This is a genomic window from Streptomyces koelreuteriae (genome assembly GCF_018604545.1).
Lineage (GTDB): Bacteria > Actinomycetota > Actinomycetes > Streptomycetales > Streptomycetaceae > Streptomyces > Streptomyces koelreuteriae.
Genome location: NZ_CP075896.1, coordinates 6,704,725 through 6,721,580 on the forward strand (window position 1 = coordinate 6,704,725; position 16,856 = coordinate 6,721,580).

The window sequence follows — 16,856 nt, forward strand, 5'->3', positions numbered from 1 at the left end:
GGACCTCTTCGAATAGCGCGGGAGTCGCTCGGCGTCCGGCGTTGGACTCGGTGTGTTTCCGACACAAACGCCGCGGAGGTGAACCCACGGCGCTGAGCGACGGCAGCCATTCTTAGCGGCCGCAAAATGGCGTGGCAAAGGTGTGACGTACGAAGGGAGATAGTGGATCAGGGAGTAGCAAATCGGGGCAGACTGGACTGTCGTTGCCGCTCAATAGGTCGAGTTTGTCTCCTACGTCCGTTCGTACGTGACGTGGCTCCTATGCGAGGGGTCACATCGGGCGAAGATCTGCTGCACTGTCAGTTGCTTGAGCAATGCACTGCGTGAGGGGCCTTTCCGGGCAGGACGAGGTGCACGTCCCCGAACTCGTGCCACAGGTAACGGCCCTGCAGTGCGGCCTCGTAGCCCCGCTCCATGGCAGCCCGCCCCGCGATCGCCTCCAGCATCAGCAGATGCGAGGCCTCCGGCTCGTGCAGCCCGGTCAGCAGCCCGTCCACCACCCGCACCCCGCGCTCCGGTGTCACCACCAGACCGGTCCAACCGGCCCGCGGCCGTACGACCCCGTCGGCACCCGCCGCCGACTCCACGGCCCGCACCGCCGTCGTCCCGACCGCCAGGACCCGGCCCCCACCGGCCCTCGCGGCGTTGATCAGCCGCGCCGACGCCGCGGGCACCGCGAAGCGCTCCGGATACGGCGGCTCGTGCGCCTCCGCCGACGCCACCCCCGTGTGCAGCGTGACCGGCGCGAACCACACCCCCCGGCCCACCAGCTCCGCCACCAGCCGCGCCGTGAAGGGCCGCGCCGCACTCGGCATCTCCGCGGAGCCCGCCCCGTCCGCCGACGGCAGCGCGAACACCGTCTGGTAGACGGACAGCGGCTGGTCCCGCTCCGTGTAGGAGTAGCGAATGGGCCGCCCGTGCTCCCGCAGCAGCCCCGCGACCCCGGGCCCGGCCACCCGCGCCCACCACAGCCGCCCGCTCCGCCCGCTCAGCGGCTCCTCCAGCACCAGCCGGACTCCTCCCGGCAGACGCACCTCCGTACCCACGGGCCCACCCGCACGCGCACGCGTGGTGCCCCGCCCGTCGGGCTCCCGCAGCTCCACCGCCCAGCGGCCGTCGTCCCCGGAGGTGGAGAAGTGCACGACCACGCGTGCGTGCCCGATCCACCCGTCGACGGCCGCCGCCAGCGTGGCCGAGGTGTTGACCACCAGCAGATCCCCCGCCCGCAACAGCCGCGGCAGCTCCGTGAACGTGTGATGCGCCACCTCGGAGCCCCGCGACACCAGCATCCGTACGGCGTCCCGGCCCAGCCCGGGCCCCCGCTGCTCGACCGGCACCCGGGCCGACAGCTCCTCCGGCACCCGCACGGCCGGTGTCATCGGGCCCCGTCCAGCAGGGCCGGAGCCCCGTACCGCCCGCTCGCCGGACGCTCGTCCAGCAGCCGCAGGAACCCCGGCACCACAGCCGCCGGCTCCTGCCGCGGATCATGATCGTCCGGTACGGCCGCCGCATACAGGTCCGTGGCCATGTCCCCGGGATCCACCGCCCAGACCCGCAGCCCCGGCTCCTCCACGGCGAGCACCGCCGTCAGATGGTCCAGAGCCGCCTTGGACGCCCCGTAGCCGCCCCAGGTCTCGTACGCCTCGGCCGCCGCGTCCGAGCTGACGGCGACGACCGTGCCCGCCCCCGAAGCCCGCAGCAGCGGCAGCGCCTCCTGGACCAGGCCGAGCCCCGCCACGAGGTTCACCTCCAGCGCCCGGCGCAGCCCCTCCAGGGGCAGCTCCTCCAGCCGCACCAGCGGCTCGGCGCCCAGCGCGCTCGCGTTGTGCACCAGCAGGTCGACGCCGCCCAGCCGCCACGCCGCCGACACCAGCTCCGCCCGGTGCCCGGCGTCGGTGACGTCCCCGGGCAGGGCGGTCACCCGCGTGCCGTACGCGGAGACGGCCTCCGCCGCCTCCGCCAGCGCCTCGGCGCCCCTCGCATCGAGCACCAGGTCCCAGCCACGCCCGGCCAGGGCCTCGGCGAGCGCACGGCCCAGGCCTTTCGAGGCCCCGGTGATGATCGCAACCGGCATGATCGGCTCCTCTGTCGTGTTCGCGTGCCCTCAACGTAGGAACGGAGCCGCCCCGACCACCTCGGACGCGGGCCGCAATCCACCGGGTCCCTTCGCCCTACGCCACCGGCCCGGCGCCCCCGGTCCTAGGCCGCGTAGCCCTTCCGGCTGGGCCTCGCGACCTAGGCCCACCGGACCGGGCACCCGCCGCCACTGGTCCGATCCGCGCTGTCACAGCCCGCCGGTACCGTGATGACATGAGTCACGGTCCCCGGTCCGGCCTCGCCGCGGTGAGCTCCGCGTTGCTGGCCATGAGCAGGCATCTAGAGGTGCGCGACGTCCTCAAGACGATCGTCGCCTCGGCCCGCGAGCTGCTCGACGCGCAGTACGCCGCGCTCGGCGTGCCGGACGATCACGGCGGCTTCGCGCAGTTCGTGGTCGACGGCGTCAGCGAGGAACAGTGGAAGGCCATCGGCCCCCTCCCGCGCCAGCACGGCATCCTCGCCGCGATGCTCCACGAGGCCAGGTCCGAGCGCCTCGCCGACGTCCGCAAGGACCCCCGCTTCGAGGGCTGGCCGAAGGCCCACCCCGACCTGGTCGACTTCCTGGGCCTGCCGATCCGCGACGGCGACGAGGTGATCGGCGCGCTCTTCCTCGCGAACAAGAACTGCGAGAAGCCCGAGGGCGGCTGCGGCTTCACGGCGGACGACGAGGAACTCCTCGGCATCCTCGCCCAGCACGCCGCGATCGCCCTCACCAACGCCCGCCTCTACGAACGCAGCCGCGAACTGACCATCGCCGAGGAGCGCTCCCGCCTCGCCCACGAACTGCACGACGCGGTCAGCCAGAAGCTGTTCTCCCTGCGCCTCACCGCCCAGGCGGCAGCGGCCCTGATCGACCGCGATCCGGGCCGCGCCAAGGGCGAGTTGCACCAAGTGGCCGCGCTCGCCGCCGAGGCCGCCGACGAACTGCGCGCAGCGGTCGTCGAGTTGCGCCCCGCCGCCCTCGACGAGGACGGCCTCGTGGCCACCCTCCGCACACAGGTCCAGGTCCTCGACCGCGCCCACAGCGCCCGCGTGACCTTCGAGGGCCACGGCGTGAAGGCCCTGCCCGCATCCCAGGAGGAAGCCGTCCTGCGCGTCGCCCAGGAGGCCCTGCACAACGCCCTGCGCCACTCCGGCGCCGACCACGTCGACGTGACCCTGGACCGCCGCGGCGCCGGAGCCGTCCTGCGCGTCACGGACGACGGCTGCGGCTTCGACCCGCAGGCGGTGCGTCGCGCGGGGCGCCATCTGGGCCTGGTCTCCATGCGGGACCGGGCGAGCGGGGCCGGCGGCACGCTGACCGTGGAATCGGTGCCCGGCAAGGGCACCACGATCGAGATGGAGGTCCCCGGTGGCTGACGCGATCAAGGTACTGCTCGTCGACGACCATCAGGTCGTCCGCCGGGGCCTGCGCACCTTCCTCGAGGTGCAGGACGACATCGAGGTCGTCGGCGAGGCCGCGGACGGCGCCGAGGGAGTCGACCGCGCCGAGGAGTTGAAGCCCGACGTCATCCTCATGGACGTCAAGATGCCGGGCATGGACGGCGTCGACGCCCTGCGCAGACTCCGCGAACTCGACAACCCCGCGCGCGTGCTGGTCGTCACCAGCTTCACCGAGCAGCGCACAGTGGTGCCGGCCCTGCGCGCGGGCGCCGCCGGCTATGTCTACAAGGACGTCGACCCCGACGCCCTCGCCGGAGCCATCCGCTCCGTCCACGCCGGGCACATCCTCCTCCAGCCGGAGGTCGCCGGCGCCCTGCTGTCCCAGGAGGAGGCCAACTCGGGGCCGGGAAGGGCCGGCTCGCTCACCGACCGGGAGCGCGAGGTGCTCGGCCTGATCGCGGACGGCCGCTCCAACCGGGAGATCGCCCGCGCGCTCGTCCTCTCCGAGAAGACCGTCAAGACCCACGTCTCGAACATCCTGATGAAGCTCGACCTGTCCGACCGAACGCAGGCCGCCCTGTGGGCCGTTCGCCATGGCGTGACCGGCTGACCGCTCACGCCGCGGCAACGCGGAAGGTTCCACTCCGGACCGAGATTCATACTGTCGTGGGAATGTCCCTCGCATGGCGCATCCTCGACGGATCTCCGCCGTTCTCCAGTGCGTGCCGCGGCGCCTGCCGCGGCGATCGCAAGGAGGGCTCAGAAGTGAAGAACCTGAAGAAGGCCGCTGCCGTGACGATGGTGACCGGTGGACTGCTGGCCGCCGGTGCGGGCATGGCCTCCGCCACGAACGGCTCGCACGCCGACGGCAGCGCCATCGGCTCGCCCGGCGTCGCCTCGGGCAACGTGGTCCAGGCCCCGGTGCACGTCCCGGTCAACGTCTCCGGCAACAGCGTGAACGTCATCGGCGTCCTGAACCCGGCGTTCGGCAACCTCGCCGTCAACCACTGACTTCACCTCAGCTTCGAGCCGAAGGTGACCCCGGCCTCCCGGTCCTGCCCGGGAGGCCGTCAGTCGTTTACGGCCGCGCCCAGCCTGCGGGCATGCGTGCCGCAAGGGGCGGCACGGGTGGGCGCAGGCGGCACCCCGCTACGCCGGGCCGCGCACCCACCCGCCCCCAGCCCCAACGCCGAGCACGACACCCCCGAGTCAGTGCACGCCCCGCTCCCGCTCCTCCACAACGGAGTTGTACGCAGCGACCTGCGCCCGCCGAGCCGTCCGCTCCACCGGCCGCAACGCCTCCCGCCGCGCCCCCATCTCGGACGCACTCACCGCACCCCCGTGCCCACTCTCCGTCGCCACCACGATCAACGTCCCCACCCGCTGTGCCAACTCCAGCACCCGAACCGCCCGCGGCGGGTACCCCGGCGCCAGCACCTCCCGCCCCCGCTCGGCCCGCGCCCGATACGCGTCGATCGCCGCCGCGGCCACCGGCCCCGACCCGGCCACATCCAGCCGCGTCAGCACCTCCGTCGCCTCCCGCAGGGCCTCCGCCAGCTCCCGCTCGGCCTCACCCAGCGACGGCACATCAGCGGGCGGCGCCTCCCGCACCGCCAGCACATGCCAGACGACCTCGACATGCACATCACCGTCGGGCCCGGCCTCGTACACCTCCGGCACCAGCCCGAACGCGGCGCCGTAACAGAGCACCGCCTGCTCGGCATCGAGCGCCCGCGCGTTGAACTCCGGCGGCCCGCTCAGCCCCAGCGGATGCCCGGGCGCGGGCAGCGCGAGCCGCAGCCCGGTCACCCCGAGCGTCCGCAGCCGCCCCAGCGCGAGCGTGAGCCCGACGGGCGCCGACTCCCCGGGCAGCCCCTCCACCCGGTGCACCGCGTCCTCGCCGACGATGGCGAGCACGGCGTCATCAGGTGAGACAAGTCCGGCCAAAAGGGCATTTCCCCAAGCTGCGAGACGTCCCGCACGCGGTTCCGAGAGCATGCCTCCACCCTAAGAGAGCCCAAGACCCGGACCGAGGGAATGCCCGGACCGACCGGTGGCGTAGATTTCATGGAGGGCTGCGCCCACCGGCGCGGCGGACCGAGCCACAGGCTTACGCGACAGCCGAGACCGGCCACACTGCAAGGGGAGACAACGCGCTCATGAGCGATGTTCTGGAGCTTCAGGACGTATCCGTGGTCCGCGAGGGCCGGGCTCTGGTGGACCAGGTCTCCTGGTCGGTCAAGGAGGGCGAGCGCTGGGTCATCCTGGGCCCGAACGGCGCCGGCAAGACCACCCTCCTCAACCTCGCTTCCACCTACCTCTTCCCCAGCTCGGGCACCGCCGCCATCCTCGGCGAGACCCTCGGCAGGCCCGGCACCGACGTCTTCGAGCTGCGCCCGCGCATCGGCATGGCCGGCATCGCCATGACCGAGAAGCTGCCCAAGCGCCAGACGGTCCTGGAGACCGTGCTGACCGCCGCGTACGGCATGACCGCCACCTGGCACGAGGACTACGAGGAGATCGACGAGCGGCGCGCCCGCGCCTTCCTCGACCGCCTCGGCATGAGCGACTACCTGGAGCGCCGCTTCGGCTCGCTCTCCGAGGGCGAGCGCAAGCGCACCCTCATCGCCCGCGCCCTGATGACCGACCCCGAGCTGCTCCTCCTCGACGAGCCCGCCGCCGGACTCGACCTCGGCGGCCGCGAGGACCTCGTCCGCCGCCTCGGCCGGCTCGCCCGGGACCCCATCGCCCCCTCGATGCTCATGGTCACCCACCACGTCGAGGAGATCCCCCCGGGCTTCACCCACGTCCTCATGATCCGCCAGGGCAAGGTCCTCGCCGCCGGTCCGCTGGAGCTCGAACTCACCTCCCGCAACCTCTCCCTCTGCTTCGGCCTCCCGCTCGTCGTCGAACAGGCGGGCGAGCGCTGGACCGCACAGGGCCTCCCGCTGTCCTGACCCGGCCCCACGCCGCACAAGTGCCAGAGTAAGAACGGCATTTCACACGCCGGGCGCCCTGTCGGCGACAGGGGCGTCGGACCTACCATGACCATGTGGAAATCGACGCATGGCTGTGGTGGCTGATCGGCGCGACAGCGCTCGGCATCGCGCTCGTGGTCACCGCGATGCCCGAACTCGGCATGCTCGCGGTGGGCGCCATCGCCGCGGCGACGGTCACCGGCGTCTTCGGCGGCGGAGCCGTCGCCCAGGTCGCGGTCTTCGCCGTCGTCTCGACCGCCGGCATCGCGGTCGTACGGCCCATCGCGAACCGGCATCGCGCCCAGCGACCCCAATTCGCCACGGGCGTGGACGCCCTGAAAGGCAGACAAGCCGTCGTCCTGGAACGCGTCGACGCCTCCGGCGGCCGGATCAAGCTGGCCGGAGAGGTCTGGTCGGCCCGCGCCCTCGACACCGACCGCGCTTACGAAGTAGGCCAGGAAGTGGACGTCGTGGACATCGAGGGAGCCACTGCGATCGTCATGTGACCTCGCAGGACGTAACTGGAGTGAACTCCTCGCCAGCTACGCGACGGTCTGACAGACTCGACCAGCAAGATCTTCAACAACCATAAGATCTGCCGAAGTCGCCGAGGCGGAGAAGGGTACGGGGAACGACGATGGAACCGGTCATCATCGTCCTGATCATTCTGGTGGTGTTGGTCTTCATCGCCCTGATCAAGACGATCCAAGTCATCCCACAGGCCAGCGCGGCCATCGTCGAGCGGTTCGGCCGCTACACGCGGACACTCAACGCGGGCCTCAACATCGTGGTCCCGTTCATAGACACCATCCGCAACCGCATCGACCTGCGTGAACAGGTCGTCCCCTTCCCGCCGCAGCCGGTGATCACTCAGGACAACCTGGTGGTCAACATCGACACCGTCATCTACTACCAGGTGACCGACGCGCGGGCCGCCACCTACGAAGTCGCCAGCTACATCCAGGCGATCGAGCAGCTCACCGTCACCACGCTGCGCAACATCATCGGCGGCATGGACCTGGAGCGGACCCTGACCTCCCGCGAGGAGATCAACGCGGCCCTGCGCGGCGTCCTCGACGAGGCCACCGGCAAGTGGGGCATCCGCGTCAACCGCGTCGAGCTCAAGGCGATCGAACCGCCCACCTCCATCCAGGACTCGATGGAGAAGCAGATGCGCGCCGACCGCGACAAGCGCGCCGCGATCCTCCAGGCCGAAGGTGTCCGGCAGTCGGAGATCCTGCGCGCCGAGGGTGAGAAGCAGTCCCAGATCCTGCGCGCCGAAGGTGAGGCCAAGGCGGCCGCCCTGCGAGCCGAGGGCGAGGCCCAGGCCGTCCGTACGGTCTTCGAGGCCATCCACGCCGGAGACCCGGACCAGAAGCTCCTCTCCTACCAGTACCTCCAGATGCTCCCGAAGATCGCCGAGGGCGACGCCAACAAGCTCTGGATCGTCCCCAGCGAGATCGGCGACGCCCTCAAGGGCCTCTCCGGCGCGATGGGCAACTTCGGCGGCCTCGGCGGCGGTTCCGGCGGCAACGGCGGCGGCTCCGGAGCCGCCGTCCCCGCCCAGGAACGCCGCGAGAAGCCGTCCATCGACTGACCTGGCACATACGCCCGGCACACACGAGGGGGCCCGCTTCCCGGAGAAGCGGGCCCCCTTCGTATGTCAGTCAGGCCAGGTCGGCTAGGCGGCGGGCTGCGCCAGCCACTCCGGCAGCGCGTCGAAGTCGTCCTGCCCCAGCGCCAGCAGCATCGCGTCCGCCGGTGTCGGCTCGAACGGCTCCTGAAGCAACGGCATGCCCGCCTCCACCGGAGTCCGGTTCGCCTTGCGGTGATTGTCCTCCGCACACGAGGCCACCGTGTTCAGCCAGGTGTCCTGTCCGCCCCGCGACCGCGGCACCACGTGGTCGACGGTCGTCGCCCGCCTCCCGCAGTACGCGCACCGGTTCCGGTCCCGGACCAGCACACCCCGCCGCGACCACGGAGCTCGTCTTCGGAAGGGCACCCGTACGTACTGGCAGAGCCTGATGACCCGGGGCGCCGGTATGTCGACCGCGGCTCCTCGCATCCGCAGTTCGGGGTGGGCCTGCTCGACGACGGCCTTGTCCTGAAGCACCAGAACGACGGCTCGGTTCAGCGTTACCGTCGACAGCGGCTCGAAGCTCGCGTTGAGTACCAGCGTGTCCCGCATACCAGCCCACCTCCCGTGTGCACCGGCCCACCCCCTGGCGGGCTGGGATCAACTCTGGCCGGGCACGCCGAGATGGACAACGCAATATCTGCTGCTCTCACGGGGGGTGACCCCCGTGCCCCCGGCAACAAAAATGCCCGCTCCTGATCAATTCCAAGACCAGGAGCGGGCAAACGTTCTGTGAACGCTGGGATCGCCGGACGACGGCTCAGCTTTCGGCGGGCACCTCGTACTCACCGATCAGCTGGGCCCGCCCGATGGTGTGAAACCGCAGGTTGAAGCCCACGACGGCAGGCGAAGCGTCCGCATCCGGACCGAGCTTCTCCGAATCCACGGCGTACACCGTGAACACGTAACGGTGGGAACCGTCCCCGGGCGGCGGCGCGGCACCACCGAACTCCTTGCTTCCGTAGTCGTTGCGCGCCTGGATCGCGCCCTCGGGCAGACCCTCGAACGCGCCACTGCCCGCACCCACCGGCAGCTCGGTCACCGAGCCCGGAATGTCGAACAGCACCCAGTGCCAGAAACCGCTGCCCGTCGGGGCATCGGGGTCGTAGCAGGTCACGGCGAAGCTCTTGGTCTCGGGCGGGAAGCCCTCCCACCGCAACTGCGGCGAGGTGTTGCCGGCCGCGTAGACCTGAGCGTCCTGGAGCGTCGCACCTTCCTCGACATCCTTGCTCGTGACCGTGAACGACGGTACGGGCGGATGGAAGTCGTGGGGGAGCGGCCGCCGCTTGAGCTCGGTCACCTCGGTACCTCCTGATCGATTTCGTTCAGTCAGCCTCGAGCCTAGAACCAGTTGCGCTTGCTGCCGACCTCGGACAGCCACTGGTTGAGGTACGCGGTCCAGTCGGTGCTCTGGTAGTCCTGCAGCCCCACCTTGAAGGAGCGGAAGGTGTCGCTGCCCTCGCTGAACAGCCCCGGCTTCTTGTCCATCTCGAGCACCACGTCCATGGCCTGCTCATCGGCCACGAAGCTCAGCTCGACCTGGTTCAGCCCCCGGTACTGCTGCGGCGGGTGGAACTCGATCTCCTGGTAGAACGGCAGCTTCTGCCGCGTACCCCGGATGACACCGCGTTCCATGTCCGCGTTCTTGAACCGGAAGCCGAGCTGGATGAACGCGTCCAGGATCGCCTTCTGCGCCGGCAGCGGGTGCACGTTGACCGGGTCCAGGTCACCGGAGTCCACGGCACGCGCGATCTCCAGCTCCGTGGACACCCCGATGTTCATGCCGCGCAGCGCCTGCCCGTCGATCATCGTGATCGGGGTCTCCCACGGGATCTCCAGCCCGAACGGCACCGCGTGCACCGCGTTCGCCTGGAGCTCGAACGCCCCGCCCAGCCGCGACTTCGTGAACTCGATGTCCTGCTTGTACTCCTGGTCGCCGCTCTCCACCTCGACCTTGGCCTGCAGCCCGACCGAGAGCCCCTCGATCTGCTGGTTCACGGACCCGCCCTGGATCCGCACCTCACCCTGGACGACGCCGCCCGGGACGACGTTGACCTCGTGCAGCACCGTCTCGACCGAAGCCCCGCCGGCCCCCAGGCTCGCGAGCAGCTTCTTGAACGCCATGTCTCTCCCTCTCGCCCACTACGGGTGGATCCTTGATCCATACAAACGCGATCCGGCCGTGGCCGGTTCCATGCCCTCACCCTGGCAAGGCCGGTGCCCGCTGGCCACCCCGCCGCACCACCTGTCTTGAGTACCCTCGGACGGCATGATCGCGACCCCCGACCGTACGCCCCTGTCCAGGGAGTTCTTCGACCGGCCCGTTCTCGATGTCGCCCCTGATCTCCTCGGCCGCGTCCTGGTACGCACCACCCCGGACGGTCCGATCGCCCTCCGCCTCACAGAGGTCGAGGCCTACGACGGTTCCGACGACCCCGGCTCCCATGCCTACCGGGGCCGCACGGCCCGCAACGGCGTGATGTTCGGTCCGCCCGGACACGTCTACGTCTACTTCACCTATGGCATGTGGTTCTGCATGAACCTGGTGTGCGGCCCCGAGGACAAGGCGAGCGCGGTCCTGCTTCGCGCCGGCGAGATCATCGAGGGCGCCGAACTGGCCCGCACCCGTCGACTCTCGGCCCGCAACGAAAAGGAACTGGCCAAAGGCCCCGCCCGACTGGCCACGGCCCTGGGCGTGGACCGCTCCCTGGACGGCACGGACGCGTGCACCCCCGAGGACACCCCTCTCCGCATGCTGACCGGTACTCCCGTGCCCTCCGACCAGGTACTCAACGGCCCCCGCACCGGGGTGTCCGGCGACGGAGCCGTACACCCGTGGCGCTTCTGGGTCGCCGGCGACCCGACGGTCAGCCCCTATCGCGCCCATGTCCCGAGGCGCCGTCGAAGTTGACGCGTCCTCGCAAGGTGCGTAATGTGGCCCGAGCCGCTGAAACGGGTACGGCAATCGCCAGCACTCGGAAGCGGCCAACCCACTACCTAGTCACTCCCCTCAGCAGGGGCGAATTCGGCGTGCCCGCATGCCTGAATTCGATGTCGACAGACTCGATTATGAGTTGGACGGCGAATCGGCTAACGTAGTGAATGTCGAAAGGCCGACAGGCGAAAGCCAAGGCCCCACGGCAAATCCCGCCGACAGGGAATCGGATCGAAAAAGGATCTGATAGAGTCGGAAACGCAAGACCGAAGGGAAGCGCCCGGAGGAAAGCCCGAGAGGGTGAGTACAAAGGAAGCGACCGTTCCTTGAGAACTCAACAGCGTGCCAAAAGTCAACGCCAGATATGTTGATACCCCGTCTCCAGCATTCGCTGGGACGAGGTTCCTTTGAAAAAACACAGCGAGGACGCTGTGAACGGTCGGGCCTATTCCGCCTGACTGTTCCGCTCTCGTGGTGTCGACCGGCTGTATTAATTTACTGGCCGAGTACACATTCACGGAGAGTTTGATCCTGGCTCAGGACGAACGCTGGCGGCGTGCTTAACACATGCAAGTCGAACGATGAAGCCCTTCGGGGTGGATTAGTGGCGAACGGGTGAGTAACACGTGGGCAATCTGCCCTTCACTCTGGGACAAGCCCTGGAAACGGGGTCTAATACCGGATAACACCTCCACTCTCCTGAGTGGAGGTTAAAAGCTCCGGCGGTGAAGGATGAGCCCGCGGCCTATCAGCTTGTTGGTGAGGTAATGGCTCACCAAGGCGACGACGGGTAGCCGACCTGAGAGGGCGACCGGCCACACTGGGACTGAGACACGGCCCAGACTCCTACGGGAGGCAGCAGTGGGGAATATTGCACAATGGGCGAAAGCCTGATGCAGCGACGCCGCGTGAGGGATGACGGCCTTCGGGTTGTAAACCTCTTTCAGCAGGGAAGAAGCGAAAGTGACGGTACCTGCAGAAGAAGCGCCGGCTAACTACGTGCCAGCAGCCGCGGTAATACGTAGGGCGCGAGCGTTGTCCGGAATTATTGGGCGTAAAGAGCTCGTAGGCGGCTTGTCACGTCGGTTGTGAAAGCCCGGGGCTTAACCCCGGGTCTGCAGTCGATACGGGCAGGCTAGAGTTCGGTAGGGGAGATCGGAATTCCTGGTGTAGCGGTGAAATGCGCAGATATCAGGAGGAACACCGGTGGCGAAGGCGGATCTCTGGGCCGATACTGACGCTGAGGAGCGAAAGCGTGGGGAGCGAACAGGATTAGATACCCTGGTAGTCCACGCCGTAAACGGTGGGCACTAGGTGTGGGCAACATTCCACGTTGTCCGTGCCGCAGCTAACGCATTAAGTGCCCCGCCTGGGGAGTACGGCCGCAAGGCTAAAACTCAAAGGAATTGACGGGGGCCCGCACAAGCGGCGGAGCATGTGGCTTAATTCGACGCAACGCGAAGAACCTTACCAAGGCTTGACATACACCGGAAACGTCTGGAGACAGGCGCCCCCTTGTGGTCGGTGTACAGGTGGTGCATGGCTGTCGTCAGCTCGTGTCGTGAGATGTTGGGTTAAGTCCCGCAACGAGCGCAACCCTTGTCCCGTGTTGCCAGCAGGCCCTTGTGGTGCTGGGGACTCACGGGAGACCGCCGGGGTCAACTCGGAGGAAGGTGGGGACGACGTCAAGTCATCATGCCCCTTATGTCTTGGGCTGCACACGTGCTACAATGGCCGGTACAATGAGCTGCGATACCGCGAGGTGGAGCGAATCTCAAAAAGCCGGTCTCAGTTCGGATTGGGGTCTGCAACTCGACCCCATGAAGTCGGAGTCGCTAGTAATCGCAGATCAGCATTGCTGCGGTGAATACGTTCCCGGGCCTTGTACACACCGCCCGTCACGTCACGAAAGTCGGTAACACCCGAAGCCGGTGGCCCAACCCCTTGTGGGAGGGAGCTGTCGAAGGTGGGACTGGCGATTGGGACGAAGTCGTAACAAGGTAGCCGTACCGGAAGGTGCGGCTGGATCACCTCCTTTCTAAGGAGCACTTCTTACCGATCCCCTCGGGGTGAGGTCAGAGGCCAGTACATCAGCGAACGTCTGATGCTGGTTGCTCATGGGTGGAACGTTGACTATTCGGCACACTCGATCGTCTTCTCCTTCTAGTACTGCTCTTCGGAGCGTGGAACGTTGAGGGGAGCGGGGAGTGTGCCGGGCACGCTGTTGGGTGTCTGAGGGAATGAACTTCCTCAGTCGCCGGCCCCGGTGAAGCATCGCGTAAGTGGTGTGTGACGGGTGGCTGGTCGTTGTTTGAGAACTGCACAGTGGACGCGAGCATCTGTGGCCAAGTTTTTAAGGGCGCACGGTGGATGCCTTGGCACCAGGAACCGATGAAGGACGTGGGAGGCCACGATAGTCCCCGGGGAGTCGTCAACCAGGCTTTGATCCGGGGGTTTCCGAATGGGGAAACCCGGCAGTCGTCATGGGCTGTCACCCGCTGCTGAACACATAGGCAGTGTGGAGGGAACGCGGGGAAGTGAAACATCTCAGTACCCGCAGGAAGAGAAAACAACCGTGATTCCGGGAGTAGTGGCGAGCGAAACCGGATGAGGCCAAACCGTATGCGTGTGAGACCCGGCAGGGGTTGCGTATACGGGGTTGTGGGATCTCTCTTCTGTCGTCTGCCGGCGACAGGACGAGTCAGAAACCGTTGATGTAGGCGAAGGACATGCGAAAGGTCCGGCGTAGAGGGTAAGACCCCCGTAGTCGAAACGTCAGCGGCTCGTTTGAGAGACACCCAAGTAGCACGGGGCCCGAGAAATCCCGTGTGAATCTGGCGGGACCACCCGCTAAGCCTAAATATTCCCTGGTGACCGATAGCGGATAGTACCGTGAGGGAATGGTGAAAAGTACCGCGGGAGCGGAGTGAAATAGTACCTGAAACCGTGTGCCTACAAGCCGTGGGAGCGTCGGGCAAGCACTTGTGCTTGCCTCGTGACTGCGTGCCTTTTGAAGAATGAGCCTGCGAGTTTGCGGTGTGTTGCGAGGTTAACCCGGGTGGGGAAGCCGTAGCGAAAGCGAGTCCGAACAGGGCGATTTTAGTAGCACGCTCAAGACCCGAAGCGGAGTGATCTAGCCATGGGCAGGTTGAAGCGGAGGTAAGACTTCGTGGAGGACCGAACCCACCAGGGTTGAAAACCTGGGGGATGACCTGTGGTTAGGGGTGAAAGGCCAATCAAACTCCGTGATAGCTGGTTCTCCCCGAAATGCATTTAGGTGCAGCGTCGTGTGTTTCTTGCCGGAGGTAGAGCACTGGATAGGCGATGGGCCCTACCGGGTTACTGACCTTAGCCAAACTCCGAATGCCGGTAAGTGAGAGCGCGGCAGTGAGACTGTGGGGGATAAGCTCCATGGTCGAGAGGGAAACAGCCCAGAGCATCGACTAAGGCCCCTAAGCGTACGCTAAGTGGGAAAGGATGTGGAGTCGCAGAGACAACCAGGAGGTTGGCTTAGAAGCAGCCACCCTTGAAAGAGTGCGTAATAGCTCACTGGTCTAGTGATTCCGCGCCGACAATGTAGCGGGGCTCAAGCGTACCGCCGAAGTCGTGTCATTGCAGCAATAAGCCCCAACGGGTGCTGTGATGGGTAGGGGAGCGTCGTCTGCCGGGTGAAGCAGCCGCGTAAGCGAGTTGTGGACGGTTGACGAGTGAGAATGCAGGCATGAGTAGCGATTCACACGTGAGAAACGTGTGCGCCGATTGACTAAGGGTTCCTGGGTCAAGCTGATCTGCCCAGGGTAAGTCGGGACCTAAGGCGAGGCCGACAGGCGTAGTCGATGGATAACCGGTTGATATTCCGGTACCCGCTGTGAAGCGTCAAACATCGAATCCAGTGATGCTAAGCCCGTGAAGCCGTTCCGGACCCTTCGGGGAAAGGAAAGTGGTGGAGCCGGTGACCCAAGTTGGTAGTAGGTGAGTGATGGGGTGACGCAGGAAGGTAGTCCATCCCGGGCGGTGGTTGTCCCGGGGTAAGGGTGTAGGCCGTGCGATAGGTAAATCCGTCGCACTTGTGGCTGAGACCTGATGCCGAGCCGATTGTGGTGAAGTGGATGATCCTATGCTGTCGAGAAAAGCCTCTAGCGAGTTTCATGGCGGCCCGTACCCTAAACCGACTCAGGTGGTCAGGTAGAGAATACCGAGGCGTTCGGGTGAACTATGGTTAAGGAACTCGGCAAAATGCCCCCGTAACTTCGGGAGAAGGGGGGCCACATCCGGTGATGAGCTTTGCGCTCTGAGCTGGGGGTGGCCGCAGAGACCAGCGAGAAGCGACTGTTTACTAAAAACACAGGTCCGTGCGAAGCCGTAAGGCGATGTATACGGACTGACGCCTGCCCGGTGCTGGAACGTTAAGGGGACCGGTTAGTCACTCTTCGGGGTGGCGAAGCTGAGAACTTAAGCGCCAGTAAACGGCGGTGGTAACTATAACCATCCTAAGGTAGCGAAATTCCTTGTCGGGTAAGTTCCGACCTGCACGAATGGCGTAACGACTTCTCGACTGTCTCAACCATAGGCCCGGTGAAATTGCACTACGAGTAAAGATGCTCGTTTCGCGCAGCAGGACGGAAAGACCCCGGGACCTTTACTACAGTTTGATATTGGTGTTCGGTTCGGCTTGTGTAGGATAGCTGGGAGACTTTGAAACTCGCACGCCAGTGTGGGTGGAGTCGTCGTTGAAATACCAGTCTGGTCGTGCTGGATGTCTAACCTGGGTCCGTGATCCGGATCAGGGACAGTGTCTGATGGGTAGTTTAACTGGGGCGGTTGCCTCCTAAAGAGTAACGGAGGCGCCCAAAGGTTCCCTCAGCCTGGTTGGCAATCAGGTGTTGAGTGTAAGTGCACAAGGGAGCTTGACTGTGAGACCGACGGGTCGAGCAGGGACGAAAGTCGGGACTAGTGATCCGGCGGTGGCTTGTGGAAGCGCCGTCGCTCAACGGATAAAAGGTACCCCGGGGATAACAGGCTGATCTTCCCCAAGAGTCCATATCGACGGGATGGTTTGGCACCTCGATGTCGGCTCGTCGCATCCTGGGGCTGGAGTCGGTCCCAAGGGTTGGGCTGTTCGCCCATTAAAGCGGTACGCGAGCTGGGTTTAGAACGTCGTGAGACAGTTCGGTCCCTATCCGCTGTGCGCGTAGGAATATTGAGAAGGGCTGTCCCTAGTACGAGAGGACCGGGACGGACGAACCTCTGGTGTGCCAGTTGTTCTGCCAAGGGCATGGCTGGTTGGCTACGTTCGGGAGGGATAACCGCTGAAAGCATCTAAGCGGGAAGCCTGCTTCGAGATGAGTATTCCCACCTCCTTGAGAGGGTAAGGCTCCCAGTAGACGACTGGGTTGATAGGCCGGATATGGAAGCACGGTAACGTGTGGAGTTGACCGGTACTAATAGGCCGAGGGCTTGTCCTCAGTTGCTCGCGTCCACTGTGTCAGTTCTGAGACAACGAACAGTTGTCGGTTTGAGCAGAACGAACAATTAAAGAGTGTGCTTGTTCGCTCGAAACCATTAGGGTTTCGGTGGTTATAGCGTAGGGGAAACGCCCGGTTACATTTCGAACCCGGAAGCTAAGCCTTACAGCGCCGATGGTACTGCAGGGGGGACCCTGTGGGAGAGTAGGACGCCGCCGAACAATCTTTGGAAAGGACCCCTGGTCCCAGCGTTCAGCTGGGACCAGGGGTCCTTTTTTGTTTTTGCGGTGCGCACCGGGTAGCCGGCTGCGCGAGAATGACTTGCGGTACCGAAGACAGGAGTCACCATGTCCACCAACTCT

Annotated in this window: 13 protein-coding genes and 3 rRNA genes; 10 read left to right on the plus strand and 6 right to left on the minus strand. The window is 66.1% G+C overall.

Annotated elements, in window-relative coordinates:
- Positions 1-299: 299 nt before the first annotated feature.
- Entirely contained in the window at positions 300-1,379 is a 1,080-nt protein-coding gene (locus KJK29_RS30215; protein ID WP_215122345.1) for an S-adenosylmethionine:tRNA ribosyltransferase-isomerase, read from the minus strand.
- Complete coding sequence (locus KJK29_RS30220; RefSeq protein WP_215122346.1) at positions 1,376-2,074, minus strand: SDR family NAD(P)-dependent oxidoreductase; 699 nt, start codon at positions 2,072-2,074, stop codon at positions 1,376-1,378. Before KJK29_RS30220 ends, KJK29_RS30215 begins: the two co-directional genes overlap by 4 nt.
- A 236-nt stretch (positions 2,075-2,310) precedes the next feature.
- On the opposite strand from KJK29_RS30220, the gene KJK29_RS30225 reads away from it, so the two are divergent.
- The 3 genes from KJK29_RS30225 (at position 2,311) to KJK29_RS30235 (ending at position 4,491) form a co-directional block, all read left to right on the plus strand.
- A complete protein-coding gene (locus KJK29_RS30225; protein WP_215122347.1) occupies positions 2,311-3,456 on the plus strand; it encodes a GAF domain-containing sensor histidine kinase in 1,146 nt (381 codons plus the stop codon).
- Entirely contained in the window at positions 3,449-4,090 is a 642-nt protein-coding gene (locus KJK29_RS30230) for a response regulator (RefSeq protein WP_189730201.1), read from the plus strand. Before KJK29_RS30225 ends, KJK29_RS30230 begins: the two co-directional genes overlap by 8 nt.
- A 155-nt stretch (positions 4,091-4,245) precedes the next feature.
- Complete coding sequence (locus tag KJK29_RS30235; RefSeq protein ID WP_215122348.1) at positions 4,246-4,491, plus strand: chaplin; 246 nt, start codon at positions 4,246-4,248, stop codon at positions 4,489-4,491.
- 198 nt (positions 4,492-4,689) lie between these two features.
- Here the strand turns inward: KJK29_RS30235 and KJK29_RS30240 are convergent, their stop codons facing one another.
- Complete coding sequence (locus KJK29_RS30240; protein WP_215122349.1) at positions 4,690-5,478, minus strand: hypothetical protein; 789 nt, start codon at positions 5,476-5,478, stop codon at positions 4,690-4,692.
- 161 nt (positions 5,479-5,639) lie between these two features.
- Between KJK29_RS30240 and KJK29_RS30245 the strand changes: the two genes are divergently transcribed.
- From KJK29_RS30245 to KJK29_RS30255, 3 genes are all read left to right on the plus strand, one after another.
- Positions 5,640-6,437, plus strand: coding sequence for an ABC transporter ATP-binding protein (locus KJK29_RS30245; RefSeq protein ID WP_189730195.1), 798 nt, complete (start codon positions 5,640-5,642; stop codon positions 6,435-6,437).
- 95 nt (positions 6,438-6,532) lie between these two features.
- Complete coding sequence (locus KJK29_RS30250) at positions 6,533-6,964, plus strand: NfeD family protein (protein WP_215122350.1); 432 nt, start codon at positions 6,533-6,535, stop codon at positions 6,962-6,964.
- A gap of 131 nt (positions 6,965-7,095) precedes the next feature.
- On the plus strand, positions 7,096-8,055 hold the full coding sequence (locus KJK29_RS30255) for an SPFH domain-containing protein (protein ID WP_215122351.1): 960 nt from the start codon (positions 7,096-7,098) through the stop codon (positions 8,053-8,055).
- Positions 8,056-8,139: 84 nt separating this feature from the next.
- On the opposite strand, the gene KJK29_RS30260 is transcribed toward KJK29_RS30255, so the two are convergent.
- The 3 genes from KJK29_RS30260 to KJK29_RS30270 form a co-directional block, all read right to left on the minus strand.
- Positions 8,140-8,646, minus strand: coding sequence for an HNH endonuclease (locus tag KJK29_RS30260; protein WP_215122352.1), 507 nt, complete (start codon positions 8,644-8,646; stop codon positions 8,140-8,142).
- 208 nt (positions 8,647-8,854) lie between these two features.
- Positions 8,855-9,394: a YbhB/YbcL family Raf kinase inhibitor-like protein gene (locus KJK29_RS30265; protein ID WP_215122353.1), complete on the minus strand. Its 540-nt coding sequence runs from the start codon at positions 9,392-9,394 to the stop codon at positions 8,855-8,857.
- A 41-nt stretch (positions 9,395-9,435) separates the two neighbouring features.
- On the minus strand, positions 9,436-10,218 hold the full coding sequence (locus KJK29_RS30270; RefSeq protein WP_215122354.1) for a sporulation protein: 783 nt from the start codon (positions 10,216-10,218) through the stop codon (positions 9,436-9,438).
- Between the two features lie 145 nt (positions 10,219-10,363).
- Here KJK29_RS30270 and KJK29_RS30275 point away from each other — a divergent pair, with 145 nt between their 5' ends.
- The 4 genes from KJK29_RS30275 to rrf all read left to right on the plus strand — a co-directional run bounded on the left by KJK29_RS30275 (position 10,364) and on the right by rrf (position 16,715).
- Positions 10,364-11,005: a DNA-3-methyladenine glycosylase gene (locus tag KJK29_RS30275; RefSeq protein WP_215122355.1), complete on the plus strand. Its 642-nt coding sequence runs from the start codon at positions 10,364-10,366 to the stop codon at positions 11,003-11,005.
- A 537-nt stretch (positions 11,006-11,542) separates the two neighbouring features.
- Positions 11,543-13,067, plus strand: a 16S ribosomal RNA gene (locus tag KJK29_RS30280).
- 305 nt (positions 13,068-13,372) lie between these two features.
- Positions 13,373-16,494 (plus strand): 23S ribosomal RNA (locus tag KJK29_RS30285).
- Positions 16,495-16,598: 104 nt separating this feature from the next.
- Positions 16,599-16,715: ribosomal RNA gene (gene rrf, locus KJK29_RS30290) — 5S ribosomal RNA — on the plus strand.
- The 16S, 23S and 5S rRNA genes sit together here, the layout of an rRNA operon.
- The last annotated feature ends 141 nt before the right edge of the window (positions 16,716-16,856 follow it).